Source organism: uncultured Photobacterium sp. (assembly GCF_947502415.1).
Taxonomy (GTDB): domain Bacteria; phylum Pseudomonadota; class Gammaproteobacteria; order Enterobacterales; family Vibrionaceae; genus Photobacterium.
In genome coordinates this window covers 68,855-90,845 of record NZ_CANMZV010000019.1, presented here as the reverse complement: position 1 = coordinate 90,845, position 21,991 = coordinate 68,855, and the positions used below count along the sequence as shown (strand labels likewise).

17 protein-coding genes and 2 pseudogenes are annotated in these 21,991 nt (G+C 45.3%); 8 read left to right on the top strand and 11 right to left on the bottom strand.

Going from position 1 to position 21,991, the window contains the following annotated elements:
* On the top strand, positions 1-213 hold a 213-nt coding region (locus tag Q0852_RS17950; RefSeq protein ID WP_367278167.1), incomplete at its 5' end, for a transposase.
* Positions 214-357: 144 nt separating this feature from the next.
* On the opposite strand, the pseudogene Q0852_RS23980 reads toward Q0852_RS17950, so the two are convergent.
* Positions 358-597, bottom strand: a pseudogene (locus tag Q0852_RS23980) (hypothetical protein); the annotation flags it as partial.
* A gap of 248 nt (positions 598-845) precedes the next feature.
* Here Q0852_RS23980 and Q0852_RS17945 point away from each other — a divergent pair.
* Positions 846-2,342, top strand: coding sequence for a phosphatase PAP2 family protein (locus Q0852_RS17945; RefSeq protein WP_299020264.1), 1,497 nt, complete (start codon positions 846-848; stop codon positions 2,340-2,342).
* A gap of 128 nt (positions 2,343-2,470) precedes the next feature.
* Positions 2,471-5,545 (top strand): FAD-binding and (Fe-S)-binding domain-containing protein, encoded by a 3,075-nt coding sequence (locus tag Q0852_RS17940; RefSeq protein ID WP_299020262.1) that lies wholly within the window; start codon positions 2,471-2,473, stop codon positions 5,543-5,545.
* 164 nt (positions 5,546-5,709) lie between these two features.
* On the opposite strand, the gene Q0852_RS17935 is transcribed toward Q0852_RS17940, so the two are convergent.
* Positions 5,710-6,600, bottom strand: coding sequence for a LysR family transcriptional regulator (locus Q0852_RS17935; protein WP_299020260.1), 891 nt, complete (start codon positions 6,598-6,600; stop codon positions 5,710-5,712).
* 186 nt (positions 6,601-6,786) lie between these two features.
* Here Q0852_RS17935 and Q0852_RS17930 point away from each other — a divergent pair, with 186 nt between their 5' ends.
* Complete coding sequence (locus tag Q0852_RS17930) at positions 6,787-7,473, top strand: cation transporter (protein ID WP_299020258.1); 687 nt, start codon at positions 6,787-6,789, stop codon at positions 7,471-7,473.
* Between the two features lie 43 nt (positions 7,474-7,516).
* Here Q0852_RS17930 and Q0852_RS17925 read toward each other — a convergent pair whose 3' ends face one another.
* The gene (locus tag Q0852_RS17925; protein ID WP_299020256.1) at positions 7,517-7,999 is read right to left on the bottom strand and encodes an NYN domain-containing protein; all 483 of its coding nucleotides are present in this window, start codon (positions 7,997-7,999) and stop codon (positions 7,517-7,519) included.
* Between the two features lie 169 nt (positions 8,000-8,168).
* Between Q0852_RS17925 and Q0852_RS17920 the strand changes: the two genes are divergently transcribed.
* Together Q0852_RS17920 and Q0852_RS17915 are read left to right on the top strand one after the other, a co-directional pair.
* A complete protein-coding gene (locus Q0852_RS17920) occupies positions 8,169-8,915 on the top strand; it encodes a YggN family protein (RefSeq protein WP_299020254.1) in 747 nt (248 codons plus the stop codon).
* Between the two features lie 120 nt (positions 8,916-9,035).
* Positions 9,036-9,191: a hypothetical protein gene (locus tag Q0852_RS17915; protein WP_299020252.1), complete on the top strand. Its 156-nt coding sequence runs from the start codon at positions 9,036-9,038 to the stop codon at positions 9,189-9,191.
* Positions 9,192-9,263: 72 nt separating this feature from the next.
* Here Q0852_RS17915 and Q0852_RS17910 read toward each other — a convergent pair whose 3' ends face one another.
* The 6 genes and pseudogenes from Q0852_RS17910 to glpA all read right to left on the bottom strand — a co-directional run bounded on the left by Q0852_RS17910 (position 9,264) and on the right by glpA (position 18,803).
* Positions 9,264-11,600, bottom strand: coding sequence for a YgiQ family radical SAM protein (locus tag Q0852_RS17910; protein WP_299020250.1), 2,337 nt, complete (start codon positions 11,598-11,600; stop codon positions 9,264-9,266).
* Positions 11,601-12,156: 556 nt separating this feature from the next.
* Positions 12,157-13,509 (bottom strand): anaerobic C4-dicarboxylate transporter DcuC, encoded by a 1,353-nt coding sequence (gene dcuC / locus Q0852_RS17905; RefSeq protein WP_299020247.1) that lies wholly within the window; start codon positions 13,507-13,509, stop codon positions 12,157-12,159.
* 328 nt (positions 13,510-13,837) lie between these two features.
* Positions 13,838-14,035 (bottom strand): annotated as a pseudogene (locus Q0852_RS17900) (LysR family transcriptional regulator); the annotation flags it as partial.
* 549 nt (positions 14,036-14,584) lie between these two features.
* Positions 14,585-15,796, bottom strand: coding sequence for an anaerobic glycerol-3-phosphate dehydrogenase subunit GlpC (gene glpC / locus Q0852_RS17895; RefSeq protein ID WP_299020245.1), 1,212 nt, complete (start codon positions 15,794-15,796; stop codon positions 14,585-14,587).
* Complete coding sequence (gene glpB, locus Q0852_RS17890; RefSeq protein ID WP_299020243.1) at positions 15,793-17,127, bottom strand: glycerol-3-phosphate dehydrogenase subunit GlpB; 1,335 nt, start codon at positions 17,125-17,127, stop codon at positions 15,793-15,795. The genes glpC and glpB overlap by 4 nt, the downstream gene beginning before the upstream one ends.
* The gene (gene glpA / locus Q0852_RS17885; RefSeq protein ID WP_299020241.1) at positions 17,124-18,803 is read right to left on the bottom strand and encodes an anaerobic glycerol-3-phosphate dehydrogenase subunit A; all 1,680 of its coding nucleotides are present in this window, start codon (positions 18,801-18,803) and stop codon (positions 17,124-17,126) included. Before glpA ends, glpB begins: the two co-directional genes overlap by 4 nt.
* Positions 18,804-19,165: 362 nt before the next feature.
* Here glpA and Q0852_RS17880 point away from each other — a divergent pair, with 362 nt between their 5' ends.
* The gene (locus tag Q0852_RS17880) at positions 19,166-19,837 is read left to right on the top strand and encodes a hypothetical protein (RefSeq protein WP_299020240.1); all 672 of its coding nucleotides are present in this window, start codon (positions 19,166-19,168) and stop codon (positions 19,835-19,837) included.
* Between the two features lie 130 nt (positions 19,838-19,967).
* Complete coding sequence (locus Q0852_RS17875; protein ID WP_299020238.1) at positions 19,968-20,156, top strand: DUF4250 domain-containing protein; 189 nt, start codon at positions 19,968-19,970, stop codon at positions 20,154-20,156.
* Positions 20,157-20,181: 25 nt separating this feature from the next.
* Here Q0852_RS17875 and metR read toward each other — a convergent pair whose 3' ends face one another.
* Both metR and Q0852_RS17865 read right to left on the bottom strand, forming a co-directional pair.
* Complete coding sequence (gene metR / locus Q0852_RS17870; protein WP_299020236.1) at positions 20,182-21,093, bottom strand: HTH-type transcriptional regulator MetR; 912 nt, start codon at positions 21,091-21,093, stop codon at positions 20,182-20,184.
* Positions 21,094-21,432: 339 nt separating this feature from the next.
* Positions 21,433-21,864: an META domain-containing protein gene (locus tag Q0852_RS17865; RefSeq protein ID WP_299020234.1), complete on the bottom strand. Its 432-nt coding sequence runs from the start codon at positions 21,862-21,864 to the stop codon at positions 21,433-21,435.
* Positions 21,865-21,991 lie beyond the last annotated feature (127 nt).

The following is a 21,991-nucleotide window of genomic DNA, read 5'->3' as shown; positions in this document are numbered from 1 at the left end:
TTGGATACCGCAATGAATGAAGATGGCTGTCAAATTTATCGTGGCAACGCAGCCGAAAACTTAGCATGTACACGCCACATTGGGTTGAATATGCTTCGCGCAGAGAAAACTAAAAAGGCGAGCGTTCCACGAAAACAACGTTTTGCAGCCATGGAAACAGGCTATTTGGACAAGGTTTTACTGGCTGGATTTAAAGTACTGGGTAAAAATTAAACACTCATGCTCTCACCCTGGTGTTGCGGTCAGTTTTGAAATGCAATATCAATCGTAATAATTATGAAAATAAAATTTTTGGCCATGTAACGAAATCAATACAGGCTGGTATATTTAATTCTCTGACCGGAGGTAAGTCACATTTTAAAAGAGTGTTAATGCTTCATTGAGAAGGTTGAATCGTTCAAGATCACGTGCTTGGGTTGCTGATTTCGATAAAGCCGTTTTTGTTGAGTATTTCTGCAGCCCTATCTCAGGATAGGCGAGTTTTTCCTGGTGAAAGTAACAGCTTTTACTTGATAGCAGGCGAACGCATAACATCTGAGTATTTTTTGGTAGGTTGTTGAAAATTTTGATCCATTCAGATTCGTTATCGCTAAGTAGATCGCGGTATTGTTACCTGACTGAGTTAATCAGAGTTTGGAAATTATACAGATAGTAATCAGGATCAAGTTCGGTTGGTTTCATTTCACGTTTTACTCTGTGGTGAAGGGTATTTTCCACGAAAACCATTCAATTGTTTATAACCGATGGATTTATTGGGGACAGGTTATATTAAAAATAATTCTCAATCGCTAACTTAATGTGATGTTGGTATCATACGCGCAAAATTATAGTCCATAAGGTTCATTGTGCTGACTCAGTTAAATATTTTTGTTCGGTTATCTATTTTATTGTTGATGGCAGGTTTGGTATCACCAGCTCTGGCTGCTAATTCATCTTCGGATAATGCAGAGTTACCTAAAGGCATTGTTGGTGCCGTTTGTGTAATTCGTCATGATAATCAGATGATTATGCTGTCTGAAGTCATTACAAAAAAAAATTCGTTGCCGGGGGGATATATAGAGCAGGGCGATACACCTGAAGAGGCTGCAGCCCGGGAGGTGCTGGAAGAAACCGGCATTGTGGTTAAGGTGGTGGATTTACTGCAATACCGCGATCGTGCTGCCATTTACAGTTGTGTGTCAAAGTCACCGATTCTAGTCTCCTCATTTGAGGACCATACTGGTCACCCTATTGTTGCATCATGGTTTTCCAAACATTTTTCGGTTGAAGTTAAACGGGTATATCTGGCCGTACCAGGAGAAATCGCACTGGCAGATTACCGGTATCCTGACGATGCGCCGTTACTGCAAGGGTGGCTGGAAAAAGCCCCAAACAGTGAGATTGAAATTTATAGCGATCTCAGTGAAAGGCTGAGCTCTTTACAACGTATGGAGCTGGGTTGGATTCGCCATTTTCAACAATCTATTAAGGCATTGCCGGATACTTACCAAACTGCTTTTGATTACTTTACATATTTGGTTAATCTGCCGGGAGAATCAGTCTTTATTGCTTTGCTTGTTGCTGTCGTAGCTGGTTTTTACGGTCCACAGGCTCTGCTGCAGTTGGCGGTGCTGCTCTTGGTGGCAATTTTTACGGCTATATCGCTTAAGTTGGGGGTAGCGTCACCGCGTCCTTCGGATATTATGCCGGAATTACAGCAAATTAATGCCTATGGCTATGGTTTTCCAAGTCTCCATACACTTTTAGCTACTATTTTGTGGGGGATGTGCTGGCATGTTCTGACACAGCGTATAAGCAATTTTATTAAATGGTTATCTCTGCCGTTTTTCTTACTATTCATTGCTATGATGGCTTTTGCCCGCGTGTGGTATGGTGTGCACTTTATCAGTGACACTTTAGTCAGTGTGTTACTGGGTATCATTATGGTGTCTATGCTAATTGTCTGGCACACAGCGTCACGTACATCATTGCAAAACTGTATTGCTAGTAAATGGTTCTGGCTTTTATTTACAATGATGGTTGGCTTGACCGCCAGCTTCACTTTTACTCCTGTTTTTGCATATATTTTTGCATTTTTGCTGGGGATTTTCGTTAGTGTTGAAATGCTTCCTGCTGCGAATGTTTCATTGTCTTTGGTAGAAAAGGTGCTGGTCTCCAGTACGATGTTCGGTGGAACCTTAGTAATTAACTACGGTGTTGAGTTTCTGGCAGGACAGTCGAGTGTGAGCTTGATTGTTTTGGCGATTCGATGTATCGGTTTTTCTTTTGCTGCGCTCTGGCTTGTTGGTGGTTCGTCGCTGCTTTCCCGAAAATTATCGATGAAACGTTCTTCGCGTTTGTAGTGTTGGTATTATCCTATTGCGCTCCGTCACACTTTGTTTCATATTCGTAGTGAGGTAAAGTGAGTGAAAACGTTTTATAAGAGGCCAGTAGTCGTAGGATACGGCGGCAATACTGGACAAGGAGAGCAATGTTACCTGCACTGACACACCAGAACAGTATCGACGATGTCGTACTGTCTTTTCTGAACGATTTGGAAAATGCCGGTTTTGCCGGGGATATTGAACAAAGTTATGCCAGTCGGTTGGCTGTAGCCACTGATAATAGTGTTTATCAGCAAGTGCCGCAGGCTGTTGTTTTGCCACGTTCGGTCGACGATCTTGTTTTGATTGGTAAGATCGGTCAACGCCCCGATTACAAAGCGGTGACTTTCTCCGCCCGAGGCGGAGGTACAGGAACCAATGGTCAGTCTCTGACTCCGGGAGTCGTTGTTGATCTATCCCGGCATATGAATCAAATACTTGAAGTAAATCCGGAACAAGGCTGGGTGCGAGTTCAGACCGGCGTTGTAAAAGATCAGCTCAATGATGTTCTTCGTCCGTACGGATATTTCTTCTCACCCGATTTGTCGACCAGTAACCGTGCCACCATTGGTGGAATGATTAATACTGATGCTTCCGGGCAGGGATCACTTAAATACGGTAAGACGTCAGATCATGTATTGTCTTTAAAAGCAGTAATGGTTGATGGTTCGCTGCTGGATACCGAGCCGTTGTCTGTGGACATTATCACTGTGATGCCGGAGAGGAGCGATTTGGCGGTTAAAGCGCTAAAGGTGTCGTCGCAGATTTGCCATGATAAACGCCAGCAGATCCTTGATAAGTTCCCACCGTTAAACCGTTTTCTGACCGGATATGATTTAAAGAATGTTTTCGATGATAAGTTGAAGATGTTTGATATCACGCGATTGTTGTGTGGAGCTGAGGGCTCGTTAGCATTTATTGCTGAAGCAAAGCTTAACATTACGCCAATTCCTAAATCCCGTACCCTCGTTAACATCAAATATGACAGTTTTGATTCGGCTTTGCGCAATGCTCCGATGATGGTAGAGGCTCAAGCCTTATCTGTTGAGACTGTGGACTCTCGTGTGCTGAATTTGGCTAAGCAAGATATTGTCTGGCATACCGTCCGTGATTTGCTGACTGATGTTCCTGGTAAAGACCTGCTTGGGATCAATATGGTTGAGTTTGCCAGCAACGATCCGGAAGAAAATCAGCATCAGGTTGCTGCCTTATGTTCGCGTTTAGATGAGTTAATTGAACAGGAGCAAAGCGGCATTATTGGCTATCAGGTTTGTGATGACTTGGCCAGTATCCAGAAAATTTATGGTATGCGGAAAAAAGCGGTTGGCTTGCTGGGCGCAGCGAAGGGAAGCAAGAAACCTGTCGCCTTTGCTGAAGACACCTGCGTGCCGCCTGAGAACCTAGCTGATTTTATTGCTGAGTTCCGCCTACTATTGGATGCTAAGCAGCTTGATTATGGCATGTTCGGACACGTTGATGCCGGTGTGCTTCATGTTCGCCCGGCGCTGGATATGTGTGATCCTGATCAGGAATTGCTGATGAAGGAGATATCGGATCAGGTTGTTTCATTGGTTGCCAAGTATGGCGGCCTGATGTGGGGTGAACACGGTAAAGGTTACCGTTCTGAATACGGTCCGGCTTTTTTTGGTGACGAACTGTTTACTGAGCTAAGGCGTATCAAGTCGGCGTTTGATCCGGATAATCGTATGAATCCGGGGAAAATATGCACTCCGTTAGAAAGTAATGGTGAGCTGGTTAAGGTGGATGGGATCAAGCGTGGTTTTTATGATCGTCAGATCCCTGTCAAGGTTCGGGATAGCTTTAAGCAGGCCATGGAGTGTAATGGTAACGGCTTGTGCTTTAACTACGATACCAGTTCACCGATGTGCCCGTCGATGAAGATCACCGCCGATCGTCGCCATTCGCCAAAGGGGCGTGCGGGATTAGTACGGGAGTGGTTAAGACAGTTGGCTGAGCAGGGGATCGATCCGATTAAGCTGGAAGCCGAGCTGATGAGTACTTCGCCTTCGGTAAAACAGATCATCGACCGTTTCCGAAATTCGTTTGGCTCGGGCAAGAATGAATACGATTTTTCACATGAGGTGATGGAAGCAATGAATGGCTGTCTGGCTTGTAAAGCGTGTGCCAGCCAGTGTCCGATCAAGGTTGATGTACCTAGCTTCCGTGCCCGCTTCATGAATCTGTATTACAGTCGTTATCAGCGTCCGGTAAAAGATTATCTGGTCGCTTATGTCGAGAATTACTTGCCGTTAATGGGCAAGGCGCCAGCGACATTTAATGCATTGATGCGTCCTGAGTGGTCGAAAAAGCTGACAGAAAAAATGCTTGGCTATGTTGATATGCCGAGCCTGTCTGTACCGACCCTGAGGGAAGGGCTCGACGGGCACCATTCGACACGTTTTGATTTGCGCTGGCTTCAAGCATTATCGGAACGAGAACGTCAGGATTATGTATTGATCGTACAGGATCCGTTTACCACTTATTATGACGCCGATGTGATTCGCGACTTTGTCTATTTGATCGAGAAGCTAGGCAAGAAACCGATGTTGGTGCCGTTTAAGCCCAATGGTAAGGCGCAGCATATTAAGGGATTTTTACGTCAGTTTGCCAAGACTGCGCGAAATACGGCTGAGTTCCTGAATCAATTGTCTGAACTGGGTATTCCTATGGTCGGCGTTGATCCTGCACTGGTACTTTGTTATCGCGATGAGTATAACGAAATCCTGAGTGACAAACGTGGTGATTTCGAGGTGTTGACGGCTCATGAATGGCTGCTTCCGCTTCTTGAGGAGCATCCGTTATATCCAATGCGTAAAAGTGATATCTGGTATTTATTTGCTCATTGTACCGAAAAAACAAAGCTGCCGAATGCAGAGGTTGAATGGGGGACTATTTTTGCCCGTTTTGGCGCTAACTTGCAGCCAGTGTCTGTGGGATGTTGTGGCATGGCCGGAACGTTTGGCCATGAAAAAGATAAGCTGGAATGGTCTAAGAATATCTATGGGCTGAGCTGGCAGCCAAGTCTTGAGCAGTTTGACACGGATCGTTGTATGGCAACTGGCTATTCATGCCGGAGTCAGGTTAAGCGACTTGAGCATATTAAAATGAAGCACCCCGTTCAGGTGTTACTGCGGGTGGTCAATAATTTACCAGCACTCTGATGTATTGTGACGAGTTACAATATGCTGAAAGTGATTACAGCAAGCTAACATTTAGATAGTGTGTAGGTGCTAGCCAGAGAGCCATCGTTGCGATATTGCTCAATCGCTTACGACAATTGCAGGACCAGTACTTCGAGCTGAATTAACAGAAGTACTGGATACTGCTAGGCCTGGCTATTCTCATTTTGCAGGTATTCTTCAAGTTGTTCAGAAAGCCATTGAATGACTTCTCCCCGGCGTAATTCAGACTGTGCTATTTCACCATAGCTTTGCCAGCTCATGGCTTTGCTGTGTTTCAGGACCTTTATTGTGCCCTTACGGAGGTGTTGATTGATGAGTAGAGCTGGGACATAAGACCAACCCGTGCCATCAAGAACCGCATCTCGAAGATGTTCAAAAAATGGTAGAGCGATATATTTGTTGGTCTTGGGATTGACTGCTTTAAGCCCATTATCATCAATATAAGCCAGAACGATTTCGGTATAGTGTTCCAAATCGCTACTTATCACTTTGCGTAAGCGAGCCAGCGGGTGTTCTCTGTGCGCGACAGACATCATTCGTATCTGGCCAAGGGAAAGGTGATTTGAACGCGAAAGCTGATGTTCATCAGGTAACAAGCAATAAGCAACGTCAATGATGTTTTGCTGCACCATTTGTTCCAGTTCCGGTGGTGGTGCAACATAAATTGAGATACTGGTGCCCGGAAATTTTGCATTCAATTCTTGAACTAGTTTGCGCCATAAAGATTCAGGTAGCGCATCATCCCGCGCAATACGCAACGCAGACTCTACGCCGTCAAGGTGATATTGGCATTTGTTCTTAATATCATCACTGACCATCAGTATACGCTCACAATCATTGACGATTGCTTCACCTATGTCTGTTAGTTGTACTGTGTTACCGGTGCGATTTAGCAGTTTTACCCCAAGCTCATCCTCAAAAGCACTGATTGCTGCACTTAAGGTGGTGCGGCTTTTGTTGAGTTTTCTGGCAGCCTCGGCAATCGAGCCGCATTGGCATGTCTGAATGAACATTTCAATTTGGTTAATTTTCATAGGCTCCCCTTGAAATTGGTCGTGTTTGCTGCGGTGTTTCGTTGTTTTTGGGGATTTTAGGTGAAACCAGCGACGAAAAAGTTAACGCTGAGTGATTGTAGCAATAAAAAGATATTCGGTAACATTAACTTAGTCCCACTGTTGAAATGTTTCCGGCGAAAATTACGTCGGTTGGTAGAGGTTTATATGTCTTGTAATGTGCAGCTTGAACGCCGTTTGCTGCAATTTTCGACCTTGTCTTCTTTTTTGTTTGCCGTTATGGGGATCGGGCTAGGGTTGTGGATGGGTTCGTTAGTTATTGTTTTCGATGGTGCTTACTCATTTATCAGTCTGGCATTAACGGTGGTATCCCTGCTGGCGGTCGCTTATATCCATAAACCAAATGTTGCAATGTCGCCGCAATCGGTCGCTAAAATTGAACCGGCGGTAATAGCGTTTAAAGGTGTTGTGATCACCTTGATGTGCTGTATTTCCTTTCGTTCGGCTGTTATCGCCATTATGGATGGTGGCCGTGAAGTTGATACCGGGTTGGCGTTACTCTTTGGCGTTATTAATGTGTTTGGCTGTTTGGCAACTTTTCTGGTGATGAACAAAAAGGGGAAGCAGGCCCGGTCTGCATTGGTTGAGGCTGAAGCTAAACAATGGGTGATGGATACGGTGATCAGCGGAGCGGTGATGTGCGGCTTTATTATTGCGCTGATGATGAAATATACCGGTTATGATGAATATGCAGCGTATGCTGATCCGGTCATGGTGGTTATTGCGTCGGTCTACTTTGTCATCGTGCCATTAAAAATGGTTTATGGTGCTTTAAACCAGTTAAAGGCATTATCCAGAAGCCAGTATGTAAAAGCCTCTGAACTGAGTTCGTAATAAAGCGGGAAGGCGTAAGCCTTCCCGCTTTCTGGAAAAGAGATTATTTTCGTCCGAGCAACAGCGTTTCTTCAATTTCACGGAAGAAAGAGGCGGTGTTAATTAAAGAGCCTGCGGTTAACCCCGGCACACCGTAAATATCAACGTTGGTGTTATATTTAGTCTGAACTTTATCAACCAGCAGATCAAAATCACCATCGCCTGAAAGCAGGATAATGCGATCTACGTCTGGTGCGTGCTCGATAACGTCTAAGGTGATACCTACGTCCCAGTCGCCTTTTGCCGACCCGTCGCTGCGCTGGATGAAAGGCTTTAGTTTGACCTCAAAGCCTATCCCCCTAAGGATATTCTGAAATTGGCGCTGTTTTTCATCGCCGCGGTGAATAGCATAGGCATAAGCAGCAACGACTTCACGCCCCTGCGTAGCTTCGGCCCAAAAAGCGTTGTAATCAAAATTGCAGCCATAGGTGTCTTTGACTGTGTAATAGATGTTTTGCACATCGACGAAAATAGCGACTTTTTCCACAATAACTCGAAACAAATGAATGACAGTACACAGAGTGCCTATTCACGACAAAAAACTCAAGTCACAAAGGCTTACAAATGTTCTTCAAAACCTGTACTTGTAGATCAATTCTAAAAGTGTGAAAGTAGGAAAACGGATTGTCGTAGTTAGAAACTTGCAGAGAACGATTATGCTGATGAAAAAAGTGCTGGTGGCCGGATTATTACTGGGCTCGGCTAGTGTGTATGCACAAAGCTGTCCTGTTGATGTGCAAAATGAAATTCACATTGCCGGTGAGCAGGTATCTATCTACCAGGATGATCAGCCTAAAATGCTGATAGATGAAAATAACCAAGTTTATATTAATGGTAAACGTCTGGATCTGGATTCCATGCAACAGAAAGCGGTGGCAGCTTATAGGCATGGTGTTAAGGAGTATCTGCCTAAGATGGCGGATATTGCGACTTATGGTGTCGGGATTGGCAGTGATATCTTGGATGAGGTGTCTTCCAGCTTTGATTCAAAGGCTTCATTTGCCAAGGTTGAAGAGTTAATTAATGACTACGGCCAGAAGGCGCAGGATAAGTTCTATCAGGATGGTGAATTCGTGATGCCTGCAGATATGTTTGAGAATGTTGATACTGACTGGAAGCAGGAATTTGAGTTGGCCATGAAGCATGTCAGTGTCGAATCTATGTCTGGGCTGTTTGCTGCGTTATCCCAAGAAATGAAAAGTGGTGAGATTAACTTCTCTGAACTACAGAGTAAATTTTCTGAAATGAAAGCACGTATTGAAGAAAAGGTACAATCTCGTTCTGGTGAAATATCGACAAAAGCAAAGGACCTTTGTAATTCCATACAAGCTTTGGCAGAAGAAGAGCAACAGTTGCACCAGGCGATTCCTGAGCTGAAAAACTATCAGATGTTTGAAATCTGATGGTAATGGTTGATACACCGGAATGAAAAATTGACTACCAATTGATTTTATTAGCCAATTAAGGTCGTTATATGTGGTAGGCTGGTGTTATGCCATTAGTTCAGTATTTGAGGTAGAGCTATGTTGAAGTTCGCCGTTATCATTTTATTGTTACTGCTAGGTTCCTTGGCGACCAAATTTTTGGATGAGAAATCCCAGAAGAAATTGTTGATTGGCCTTGGGATTATTATTGGTTGCGCCGTTGCTTTTTTAATGGCAACAGAACTGATGCGTTAGCCAAGATAATCTGCCTAAAATAAAGCCCGCATTAGCTGCGGGCTTTATTGTTTCTAAGAGGGTAAATCGTTATTACCTTGCTTTGGCTCGGCTACGGTTAGGTTTGCCGCCGGCATGACGTGGTTTGGTTGAAGCCGGTTTGCCATTGCTGTTCGACTGGCCTTGCCTATTTCCGCTGCGGTTACCAGATGGTTTACCGCCGCTTTTTGCGTCCGGTTTGCCTTTGGCGGCTTGGTTATTGCCCTTATTGTTGCCACCGGTACGGTTACCGTTACCATTCTGGCGTTTGCCGTCTTTACGGATATCCGGTTGGTTCGGGTGTTTGGTTGCAAAGCGTTTAGCACCATGGCGACCAGAGCCACGACGTTGAGCCGGAGTCATCTCGGTATCGCTGCCTTCTTCCGGTACCAGGCAGTTTGGTCGGTCACCGATCAGGTGCTTTTTACCCATGCTGATCAATGCTTCACGAATTAATGGCCAGTTCAATGGGTCATGGTAGCGAAGGAGTGCCTTGTGCAGGCGACGTTGGCGATCACCTTTAGCGACAAAGAGATCTTCACGTTTTTTGTATTTCACACGCTTAAGCGGGTTGGTCTCCGAATGGTACATGGCGGTGGCATTACACATCGGTGACGGGTAAAAGTTCTGTACCTGATCACACTGGAAGTCATTTTTTTTCAGCCACAGAGCTAGGTTCAGCATGTCTTCATCTGTTGAACCCGGGTGTGCAGAGATAAAGTAAGGGATCAGGTATTGTTTCTTACCTGCTTCTTTACTGTATTTTTCAAATAGTTCTTTAAATCTGTCATATGATCCCATGCCCGGTTTCATCATCAGATCTAAGGTGCCTTTTTCAGTATGTTCCGGCGCAATTTTCAGATAACCGCCGACGTGGTGAGTTACCAGTTCACGGATGTACTCAGGAGATTCAATTGCAAGGTCGTAGCGAACACCAGAGGCAATCATGATCTTCTTGATACCGTCTAGCTTGCGGGCTTTACGGTAGAGATCAATGGTATGTTTGTGGTCGGTGTTCAGCTTCTTACATATTTCCGGGAAAATACAAGATGGTCGGCGGCAGTTGGCTTCTGCTCGTGGATCTGAACAGCCGAGGCGGTACATATTGGCCGTTGGGCCGCCAAGATCGGAAATAGTGCCTGTGAAGCCAGGAACCTTATCCCGGATATCTTCAAGTTCGCCCAGAATCGATTCGTGAGAACGGTTCTGAATGATTCGTCCTTCGTGCTCAGTGATTGAACAGAACGAACACCCACCGAAGCAGCCACGCATGATATTCACACTGGTCTTGATCATATCGTAGGCTGGGATCTTAGCCTTGCCGTACGAAGGGTGCGGGACTCGGGCGTAAGGCAGGCCGAAAACAAAGTCCATTTCTTCTGTAGAAAGCGGGATCGGTGGCCTGTTGATCCATAGTTCGCGATCACCATGTTTCTGGATTAAGGCTCGGGCTGAATATGGATTGGCTTCCAGGTGCATCACGCGGCTGGCATGAGCATACAAAATGCGGTCATTACGCAGCTTTTCAAAAGAAGGTAGGCGCACAGCAGTATGGCTGGCATCATGGCGCGATGGCTGAATTTGTACCGGTTTAGCTTCAGGCTCAGTTGACTGTGATTTGTTGGTATCGCAGTTTGATTCTGTCGCATAAGGGTTTGGCATTGCCATTGCTTTACCCGGCTTTTCGATACGGCTTGAGTCGATTTCACTATAGCCCTCAGGGACCTCTTTCATGATCACGGCAGTACCGGCAATATCTGTCATGGTAGAAATTTCTTCACCATCAGCCAGACGGTGGGCAACTTCAACTAACGCACGTTCGGCATTTCCGAATAGTAGAATATCGCCTTTGGCATCAAACAGAACTGATCGGCGCACTTTATCTGACCAGTAGTCATAGTGGGCAAGGCGACGTAAGCTGGCTTCGATGCCACCTAGTACGATAGGGGTGTCTTTGTACGCTTCACGACAGCGTTGTGAGTAGACAAGAACCGCGCGGTCAGGACGTTTGCCGCCTTCATTGTTCGGAGTATAAGCATCGTCATGGCGAAGCTTACGGTCAGCCGTATAACGGTTAATCATCGAGTCCATGTTACCGGCAGTGATACCGTAGAACAGGTTCGGCTTGCCTAATGCCATGAAGGCATCTTTATTGCTCCATTCTGGCTGAGCGATGATCCCAACTCGAAATCCCTGTGATTCCAGCAGGCGACCAATGATCGCCATACCAAAGCTTGGGTGGTCAACATATGCATCACCGGTAACGATAACAATGTCACAGCTATCCCAGCCTAACGCATCCATTTCCTCACGAGAGGTAGGGAGGAACGGTGCAGTGCCATAGCACTCTGCCCAGTATTTTGGGTATTCATTAATTTTTTGTAAAGTCATTTGCTTACAGTTGCTTGCTCACTTTAAGAGGCATAAAGGGACATTTCGTTATTAATGTCAGGTTTGCCCCTGCCGATAACATCTAGTACGCGTAAGTGGTGCGTTTGAGTGCCTACTTTCCCAAGTCCACAAGAGGTGGGTACAGGTAAAAAGTAGCAGTTATTCTTTTTATTTGTTGCTGCGACTTTGACGAAAGCACTAGGCTACAAAAAGGGCATGAGTTTACCATGTTCGTACTGTAATACATCAATTTCTCTTGTCGAATACATGAATGTTAGTCGCTGCTGATGGTTTGGGGGCTAAATCGTGGTTGCAGGTGATTCATAGGTTTTGATTCTAGATCGAAAGCTTGGTTCTCATTCGTTTGGGGATTATTTGCTGAGGCGTGTAATTTCGATACATATTACTTTTGCAGAAAGAGTGGCTGATATAAGGTGATAATTAGATATTCATATATTTAGTGTCTTTTATAAATTAGCCGCTTGCCGATTTTTAATCGGCTGTAAAAATAAAAAGCCCACATGATGTGGGCTTATACTACATGTTGCTGTGTTCTTTATACTGGAACCGTTATTTGTGTAGCAATAATAACGATGGCCACACCAACAAAGACTGGTACTGATGTACGTTTTACAACTTCAAACGGTGATAGTTTTGCCATACCAGAACATGCAACCACAACACCAGATACCGGTGATACGGTACGGCCAAGGTTTGATGCCTGAAGCATAGGGACAACCAGATAAGCTGGGTTGATGCCCATTTTGGCGGCTAGGCTCGGGATCAATTCAACGAATGCATAGAATGGTGCGTTACCTGAACCTGTTGTAATGGCTGCAAGAGTGGTAATTGCAACTAGTAGGATCATCAGGAAGATACCACCAGCACCGGCTACTTCAGCAAGGTGCAGCAGGTTGTCGATAAATCCGACTGATTTCAGACCCTGTGCAAAGATACCAGCAGCAATCAACAGCATAACTACGCTAGAAAAGGCTTCAGCCATACCTTTGTAAGCTGCGTCCAAACCATCAAATACTGCATTGGCAGTACGGTGGCGGATCAGCTCGATTATTGCAGTTAGGAACATACAGATAACCAGAATCGTAACAATATGCAGTTCTGGCAGAAGTTTACCGCTGAATAATAATACGCCGATGATAGGTGTGAAAGGCAGGATACAGAAGAATTTAGGAGCATCGACATTCAGTTCGCTGACATCCAGTTTTTCGTGTACGACACCTTCTTTATCATCAAGGTAGCGCTGCCAGAAGAAGTGAGCAGCAGCCATACCAATAATTGCAACGATTGAGATAGGCAGTGTTGTTTTGAAGGCAAAGTCAATTAGCTCCATACCAGCAGATTCAGCTGCGATAATCACGTCGCCTGAAGTCGGAGAAAGAATGATGGCGGCCGGTGATGCACAGATCGCAGCGGCAGCGCCACGGCTGATGCCCATGTTAACCATAACAGGGAACAAGGTTGCCATCAGAAGTACGCCCAGGCCGGTAGCCGATGCTACTGCCAGTGACATGAGGCAAGCTACAAAGTAGGCTGCAACCATCAGAACATAAGGTGATTTGATAAATTGCAATGGCTTGGAGGCCATTTTAACAACCATATCGTTGGCACCGATTTTGGTCATGTAAGTTGCGAAACCACAAAGTACCATGATCATCATGCCCAGGCCACCGGCACGATAGCTAAGCAGGTATTTGATGTATTCGAATACGTCTGTGGCTGCGTTGCCGGTTGAAGTTACGCCGGTCGGCAAAACGCTTTTACCTAGCGCGGCTGTAATAGCCAGTAGAATGATACCGCCAGTTAGTAGTACTCCGGTTGCTGTGTATCCTTTGAAAATGTATCGACCTACACCCACAGCGACCAGAAGACCAATTAATAGTTCCAACATGGAAAAGTCCTCTCAAACCATAAAATAAGACAAAAAAAGCAAAAATGTGTATCAAATCAAAATACTTTCTTACACATTGTTTCCGGTGAAATTTACCGGAAAACACTGTATTTAACGAGATGAAATGATTGTGTTTATGATCTGAAACAGGATTTTTATTTGAGGGTTATCGGTGTGCTGCGGTGTTGCTAAATTTGATTTTCAGGTTTGTGTTTTCAGTGTTAAAACATAAGTTTGGGAGATACTTCCAACGAATGGATTATGATCATATCCGATAGCTATTTTCTTTCTTAACTTTCAGAAAACCATTATTTTATTCAGTAAATCATCAATTACTGACGTGGGGTTTTACAAATTCCATAAAGGCCCGGTCGGCGATCAACAAGTACCCATTTTTTCGCCAGGCTATGGCAATATCGAGGTACACCTCTTGGGTGAATGGAATCGCAATTAATTCTGTTTCGTGTTCAGTAACCATTTCAAGTAATGCCGTAATAGCAAAATTTCAGCGATAGCTACTGAGCACTTCAGCTATTGAAAGATCATCCTGATGTCCCCGTACAGTACACCTGCCAATACCTTGGCAGGTTGCCAACTGAAAGTGACTTTGCCTTGTTTTATACCAAACTGAACAATAATTTGATCCAATCAGAGCGTTTTTAGACGTTTGAGAACAACCTAAATTGATGAAAATATAGTTGGCTCTACATCAAAGCAATTTGGGGCCGTTATCGAGCGACTGAAACGCTCCCGAAGGGCGAGTTTTAAAGGTACAGCTACTGTGTTACTTAATTTTGATGGATATGAATACACCTACAATCAAGTGCCTTGTATCTGTGCCTTTTCATTCTCGCTGATAGGACAGATTATTATTCAGCTTGGTATTCTTTACACTTTTGACGGCTTTTCTTTTGACACATGGATAACTATAGAATCTCAATTGCTAATTGAGTAATTTCAAAATGAATTATTTATAAAATTACATTTTCCTATTAGTTATTATTGAGTTGGTAGGGAATAGAAGCGTGAGTTAATCAGAGAGATGAAAAAAGAGGGCCCTTAGGCCCTCAGTGGATTATTCGATTGTCATCGCCAGTAATGAGATAGGGTGGATGGTCTCAAGGTCGGTGTTCTCTTCAATCTGCCATTTACAGGTTTCACAGTCAGTAATGGCGAAGTCAGCTTTGGACTGACGGATCTGTTTAAATAAGCTTTCACCGATAGCCATTGAGGTATCGTAGTTTTCAGTTTTGAAGCCGTATGTGCCGGCAAGGCCGCAGCACTGGCTATCCAAAACTTCCACCTCAAGCCCCGGGATCATTTTCAGTAGCTCAATGGTATACAGGCTGCCACCTGTTCGCTCAAGGTGACACGGCGTATGGTAAACCACTTTCTTGTTGATTGGCTTCATTTTAGGCTTTCTGCCATTCATGAAGGTTTTCAGCAAGTAGCGGGTAACATATTCAATTTTGTCTGCTACCTGGCTGTTGTCGACTTTCAGGACACTTGGGTATTCTTCGCGTAGGGTGAAAGAGCAAGTTGATGATGTCGATACAATCGGTGCATCGTATTTTTCTATCGCTTCACCAAATTTTTTGATGTTGAGGCGGGCATTCTTTTTCGCTTTGTCAAAGAAGCCGTTCGCGATCAAAGGTACACCGCAGCATTTTTCTTTATCTAGCAACTGGACGCCGATACTCATTGAGTTCATCACTCTGACAAAATCTTTTCCTAACTGCGGGTTATTGTAATTTACGTAACAGCCGTGGAAGTAATGAACCTGTTGTGGATACAGTGCCTGGCTGGTGCAATTTTGTTTGTACCAGCGGCGGAATGTTCCGTGAGAATATTTCGGCAGTGTTTTATGATCATGCACACCAATGGTTTTATGCATGATTTTCTTAACGGGTTTTAGGCCGGTTACAGCATTGACGATAGGTGCAAACGGTGTCGCAGCTGAACCCATTAAGTCGGTATGACTGATGACGAAGTCTCGGATTGTTTTGATATTCAATGGAATCTTAGCGTGTTCTGAACGCGCAGAAGCAATCATGTCGCCAATTTTTACGCCTGATGGGCAAGCCGTTTCACAGCGTTTGCAGTTGGTACATAGCTTCAGGGTTTCATCATAGAATTCCGGGCTTTTGATCCGTAGGCGTTCGCCGTCTGGGCCACATTGCTTTGGACCTGGATATTCCGGGTTAGCTTTTGCCACCGGACAGTACACGGTGCAAACGGTGCACTTGATACATTGGTCAAAGCTAGTGTCTTTTTGTGGAAGGCTCATGCGAAAGTCCTTTCTTGTTGTTTGTTCTCTTGGGTCTGGTGTCGCTGTTGAGCCGCAATCATTTGCTCGGCCACGTAATAGCCTGTGCTGATTGCCACGCCACTGCCACAACCTTCGAAGACAGGATCATAATGGGCGAGTAGGGCGCCCGCGCAATAGAGATTGCTGATTGTCTGATTGGCAATGGATGGTTGTAGTTGCTCGTTGCAGCGGACGCCCATTTTCATAAATGGATGACTTTGCTTGGCAAAGAATTCTGGTTGATACCAGCTATCACGGTGCACAGGAGTTGTCATGTCCAGACCGAAGACCGGTTCTTCTATTTTGTGTCGTTCCGCCGCCATGCCACGGCTAAAGAAGCTACCGGTTGCAATCAGGTAATGATCGGCAGTTAATGGCATGTCATGGTGATGACGGGTATAGATACGTGTGAGTTTTCCATCCTCGAATTCGCCTCGTAGTACTTCGTCCCCGGAAAGGATCAGCCCACCGAGCATTTTGAAGTGTGACTTCATTGCTTCTTCCAGACGGATCCCAAGCAGAGACGGTGGCATGGTCGGAATTTCACAAATTTTGAATCCGGTCAGGCCTTCCAGTAGCTTGATGGTTGCTGCTCCATCACCATTGCCGAATATTGAAGGCAATACAACCAAATCGGCTTTGCCGACTTTCTGTATTAGTGACTTGGCAAAGGTATGAAGCTTCGTTTCATCACGTAATACGCGAGAGATATCAATCGAGCGGAACTCACAAGGGTTACGTTGCATTTTGTCAAAATCAGGCAGCTCTACGGCAGCCGTTGTTATTGCAACATCCTTGAATTGTGGCAGTTTTGCCAGGTTATCAGCAGCCAACTGAGGTTGGAAATCACGGAAGCCATCAATAGTGACCAGGGCAATTTTACCCAGGCCAGCGGCGAGCTCCGTTTGTGGAAACTGGTGTACTGTTTGTTGTGACAAACCTGTTGAACGGAATGTACCCATAGGGGTGATACGGTAATGGTTCGAGCCATCTTCTTGCCCTGTCAGGTACACACCGCGTTTTTCCATCGTAGCCTGATACCAGTTAATGGCTTTGCAGACAACTTCCTTGCCAAGTTTGCTGTAGGGATGATCCGGGCTATGTTGCTTCAGATCTTCGAAAGCAGCGAACGGGTTGGTTACCGGCTGGCCGTCAGGCAGATGGCTTAGAATATCGATAGAGCCGGATGAAAAGTGCAGGGCACTTTGACCTGCAGCAATCACAGCAGTTTTGAGTCCGGCTTCGGCACAGCGGATCGCACAACTTAGGCCGGCAACGCCACCGCCAATAATTAAGCTATCAAATTTCATTGTGCGACCTCGTCTGCTGCTTCAGTTGTTGTTTTTATGTTTTGGTTTTCAGGTGACGGTACTTGTTGTTCAGGTAGATCACTGACACCAAATAATCCTTCGTAAATCCAGTAAGTAAACTCCCCTTCGCGCATAGCATCGCCCCAGAAAACAGGTTTGATACCTTTCCAACGCTCTTCAAGGAAGTCGCTGAGCAGGTGGCTGGCTTCGGTGCCGGATGTTTTGCCATATTCTGAGAAGAGGCCGGCTGCCCGGTATGAGCAAAGTTCGCCCTGGCATGGTCCCATACCGACGCGAGTACGGCGGCGAAGGTCAATCAGGTTGTGGACATCCAGCTCTTTGATGGCATATTCAACTTCGCCGCAGGTAACCATTTCACATTCACAGATTACGGCTTGGCTCTTTTTGTCACCTTGAAGAAATTTTTCAGCCCGTTCACCATGCCGGTAGTAAGCTGATTGATAGACAGGTTTCGCCAGGCTTGCTGTGTGTTTGGTTTTCTCTGATGCTTGCTCTGAACCAGGAAGTGGTTTCTCATGGGTGATACAGCGCTGGCTGTTCCCCAGTTTCTTAGCAACCAGATCCGTTGCCCACTCAGCCATCATTCGGTAGGTCATCAACTTACCGCCGGTGATGGTGACAAAGCCGTCCATACCGTCACGCTCAGCATGATCAAGAAGAACAATACCGCGACTGATATTACGGCCGCTGGTGTCACCATCGACGGCTACAAGCGGACGAACCCCGGCATAGGCACGCAGGACTCGTGTATTGGCCATAATTGGCGCCAGTTTAGTACCTTCTTCAAGTAGGACGTCGATTTCTTTGCTGGTGACCTGAAGATCGTCGATCTTGTCATAGTCGATACGCTCAGAGGTGGTACCGATAAGGGAAATGGTATCGCCCGGTACCAGGATATCAGCATCTGATGGCTTGCGGCAGCGGTTGATCACCAGGTTGTTAATCCGGTAGTCGAGGATTAACAGTGATCCTTTGGCCGGGAACATTTTGATATTCAAGTCACCGTATTCGCAAATTTGCTGTCCCCAGATCCCGGCAGCATTGACGACCTGTTTGGCACGAATTTCAAAGTGTTCGCCAGTTTTTAAGTTCAGGCAGTTAACGCCGCGAACGGTGTGGCCGTCTCGGATCAAGCCAGTCACCATGGTGTGGTTGAACAGCCGGGCACCGTGTTCGACAGCATCGAGTACGTTAGAAGAGGAAAGGCGGAACGGATCCAGTGTTCCGTCCGGTACTTTTACCGCACCTATCAGGTCTGGGTTACAGTTTGGTTCTAAACGAAGTGCTTCCTGAGGTGTTAATTGCTCAACATCGATATCTGCGGCCTGACAAGCTGTAATAAAGTCTTTCTGAAAATTGAGATCGTCATCAGGCAGCGAGATAAAGAGTCCTTGCGTATCTTCGACGCAGTGGCGGGCGATATTTTTCAATATACGGTTTTCTTGAATACACTCTTCGGCTGATTCCCGATCAGTAACCGCATAGCGGGCGCCTGAGTGAAGTAAACCGTGGTTACGTCCGGTTGTTCCCGACGCAAGATCATCCCTTTCGACCAGAATGCATGGAATGCCTCGTAGTGCACAGTCGCGCATAATGCCAGTACCCGTGGCACCACCGCCGATAATCACAACATCTGTTTCAAACCAACTTTTCATGTTCGTTTTCGCTTATCGTTATTGGTCAGTATCTTAGGAACTGTGTAAATTCCCTTTCTTATGGGAATAAATATGCCACTTTTATTGCGGGTATTATTTGATCTGTTACACATAAATGAGCGAACGAACATTCGTTTGCGCTCACAAAAGGTCGTTTGCTTGAAAACTAGGCAAGAAAGAGCCTTTTTAGGCTCCTTAAATAGATGCGAGTGATTGTTATTGCGATCAGGTGAGCGCTTTTCAGCGTTAATGGCCATTGCACGGATAGCAACGGGATGATAGCGATAGCAGACACGCTCCTGTGCAATCGGGCTGTGATCTTGGTATGATCCAGCCCCATTTTCATTAACACAAGTTTACATATGTTTTCAGGTTATTTGCCGCTTCTTATCCCTGCTTTAGTGGGGTCACAATTTATTCTGACTCTGGTATTAACGAAAGGTGAAATCTGCCCGGGTCAGCGAGGCAGGGTCCATAAAACATTACCAGTGGTTCTAGCTGGTTGGGTGCTGGCAGTGATTAGCCATCCCATCGCTTTGCTACCACTGCTGACATTGGCGTTTTTTGCTTTCAGAGTTAAAACGGGGAAAACACGTGATGCGGGGCCGTTACCGGTGCTCTACGCGGCAGACGCTCTGGCTGCACTAAGCTGGCTGATGTTGCTCCCTTCATTGTCGCTACCACAGATTGGATTGAGCTTTATGGCGGTTGCATTATTCGGTGCGTTGCTTGCTCACTTGTTGCTGACTCAGGCGCGTACTCGTTTACAGGCATTCCACCGTATTCTGCCTTTTACCGGCTTTGTTAGCGCAATCCTGAGTGTGTTGATGATGCTATGGCTATTGAGCGGCCTGGATGAGCAAGTCTTAGCTTCTGTGACAACTGAAGTGATTGCAGCACTTGCATTGTTAGTATTGTCACTGCTGGTTTGGAGTGGGCATATCTTACTGACGAAAACCGTAAACCGTTGGCAATTGCTGCTGGCATCGATCTTATTAGTATCATCTGGTGCAATGCAGCAGGTACTGTTCTGAACGACGGTATCTGAATGCGATTTTTTGTGATGAGCCCTTCCTGATGGAAGGGCTTTTTTTAGCAGCCTACTGTGGAATGGCTATGCTTAACCTGAGTAATTGAGCAATGTACGAGATCTAAGGGGTTAGTATGGAAATTTGTAATCTGCTGAAAATGGATGGCAATATTGTTCTTGGTATTATTAACGAAAAGCTTCGCCTTGAGTGCGATACAATTGAAGAGCTTGTTAGCCGTTACGAATTAGATTCCGATGAGCTTAATAATAAAATGGAAGAGCTTGGTTATCGCTACGATCCTATTACCAACCAATTTAAATAATCCGTTAATGAAGTAGCCGCTTTTATCAGGCGGCTTTAATCCCTTCCAAGTGGGTTTGGCATTGCTGTTTTGCTGTAGCGAAAAATGCTTGCAGGTAATGCCTTTCTCGTTCAGATGACCTTATTGCCGCAAAAAGTCGACGCCACAAGCCTTCTCCCAAGGGCTTACTGACAATCAATCCCTGACGGGCAAAATCATAAATTGCCCAGTTGGGCAGGGCTGCAACACCTAGCCCCGCTGACACCATTTGTACCAGCATTAGCGTATTGTCTGCTTGTTTCCAGTGGGCAGGTTCAATGTCGGCTGGTTGTAAGAAGTGCTTCACGACATCAAGCCGATTTTTTTGAACCGGATAACTCAGCATGGTTTGAGTTTCTAAATCCTGTGGGGTGATATAGTCTTTGTCGGCCAGTGGTGATTGCGGGGAAACGACTAGTCGCATTTCGAAATCAAATAAAGGCTCGAAGTGGATTTCACTGCGGGTCTGGATATCAGATGTGATTACTAAATCCAATTCACCGGCGCTCAGCGCAGGCAATGGCTCAAAACCAAAGCCGGATGAGAAATCCAGCGTAACGCTCGGCCAGTGGATTTGGTATTCCTTGAGTGCTGGCATGAGCCATTGGAAGCAAGAATGGCACTCGATGGCCATGTGCAGGCGACCATTGGCATCTTCCTTCAGGCTGGATAGTTCATATTCGGCCTTGGTAATTCTCGGTATCAATTCATCGGCCAGCCGAAGAAGAATTTCGCCTTCGGCGGTAAATTTAACTGGTCGGGTTTTTCTCAGGAATAACTGGCCGCCGAGGCGTTGTTCCAAATCTTTGAGCTGGTGAGAAAGCGCAGATTGAGTCAAGCATAGGGTGTTGGCTGTTGCGGTGAGCGAGCCGGTGTCACGCAATACAGATAATGTTCTTAAGTGTTTAATCTCAATCATTGCTTTAGTTCCATCCCTGCTGTTGATTCTGGATTTCCCTTATTAGTTAGCTATTGAAAAATAACTGCTTTTTAAGTCCATTGGGAAATATATCCATTCAATGTACTTGCTAGAAAAAGAAGTGTAAACATCTAGATGTCCAAATGAATTCGTTTTTATCATGCTTCTATTTAACACGCCTCTATATTATGAGTTTTACTCATGATGAATGTGAATGATAAGAAATTGTTCATATGTTAGCTAAAAAGGAAAAGAGCGCCAATGCGCTCTTTTCTATAAACATAACTCTTTAGCCGGTAATATCAGGTTAAATAGGCCTGGTTGGATGTAGATCTGGTTTTATTGCTCTGAGCGTTGGAATGTCAGGCTGTGGCTGGCATTGGTAAGGGTCAGTTCATTTCCTGAAATTGTCGCATTGCTCCAATCCATTAAGGTACTGCTCATCAGTTGTTCCATCTTCATTGCTGGTTCAGGGCATGCCATCATCGTCATACCCATTTTTTCGATACGTAGCTTACCGTCTTTGAGTTCGGCCTGGCCGAAGTAACGGTTACAGCCAGAATGGCCATTAGCAGACATTTCAGCACTTAGTTCAAGGTTTGGTGCTCTGAATGGTTCAGGCAGATCGACGGCTTTGCTGTCGACTTTGGTCAATACCCAGTTATGAGTGGCAAGATCTGATTCGGCTACCACGGTTGAATTGTCATTGTTTGCTGCACATGCAGCAAGGATAGCAGGTATAGCAAGAACGGCTAGAAAACGTTTTTTCATATTATGAATCCCGGAGTATGTTTTATATTACGTAACATTCGAGCATAAGTTTCCTGAATGCTCGATTAACAGCTTACAATACACAATTATACGTCGTTTTATATTTGGCTCACTTCAATTTAAGCTA

What these genes read in the sequence shown, in the direction of transcription:
- Q0852_RS17940 (WP_299020262.1), top strand. Translation starts at nt 2,471, where the DNA reads ATGTTACCTGCACTGACACACCAGAACAGTATCGACGATGTCGTACTG.
- glpA (WP_299020241.1), bottom strand. Translation starts at nt 18,803, where the DNA reads ATGAAAAGTTGGTTTGAAACAGATGTTGTGATTATCGGCGGTGGTGCC.
- Q0852_RS17865 (WP_299020234.1), bottom strand. Translation starts at nt 21,864, where the DNA reads ATGAAAAAACGTTTTCTAGCCGTTCTTGCTATACCTGCTATCCTTGCT.
- glpB (WP_299020243.1), bottom strand. Translation starts at nt 17,127, where the DNA reads ATGAAATTTGATAGCTTAATTATTGGCGGTGGCGTTGCCGGCCTAAGT.
- Q0852_RS17880 (WP_299020240.1), top strand. Translation starts at nt 19,166, where the DNA reads ATGTTTTCAGGTTATTTGCCGCTTCTTATCCCTGCTTTAGTGGGGTCA.
- Q0852_RS17930 (WP_299020258.1), top strand. Translation starts at nt 6,787, where the DNA reads ATGTCTTGTAATGTGCAGCTTGAACGCCGTTTGCTGCAATTTTCGACC.
- Q0852_RS17875 (WP_299020238.1), top strand. Translation starts at nt 19,968, where the DNA reads ATGGAAATTTGTAATCTGCTGAAAATGGATGGCAATATTGTTCTTGGT.
- dcuC (WP_299020247.1), bottom strand. Translation starts at nt 13,509, where the DNA reads ATGTTGGAACTATTAATTGGTCTTCTGGTCGCTGTGGGTGTAGGTCGA.
- Q0852_RS17910 (WP_299020250.1), bottom strand. Translation starts at nt 11,600, where the DNA reads ATGACTTTACAAAAAATTAATGAATACCCAAAATACTGGGCAGAGTGC.
- glpC (WP_299020245.1), bottom strand. Translation starts at nt 15,796, where the DNA reads ATGAGCCTTCCACAAAAAGACACTAGCTTTGACCAATGTATCAAGTGC.
- metR (WP_299020236.1), bottom strand. Translation starts at nt 21,093, where the DNA reads ATGATTGAGATTAAACACTTAAGAACATTATCTGTATTGCGTGACACC.
- Q0852_RS17915 (WP_299020252.1), top strand. Translation starts at nt 9,036, where the DNA reads ATGTTGAAGTTCGCCGTTATCATTTTATTGTTACTGCTAGGTTCCTTG.
- Q0852_RS17920 (WP_299020254.1), top strand. Translation starts at nt 8,169, where the DNA reads ATGCTGATGAAAAAAGTGCTGGTGGCCGGATTATTACTGGGCTCGGCT.
- Q0852_RS17935 (WP_299020260.1), bottom strand. Translation starts at nt 6,600, where the DNA reads ATGAAAATTAACCAAATTGAAATGTTCATTCAGACATGCCAATGCGGC.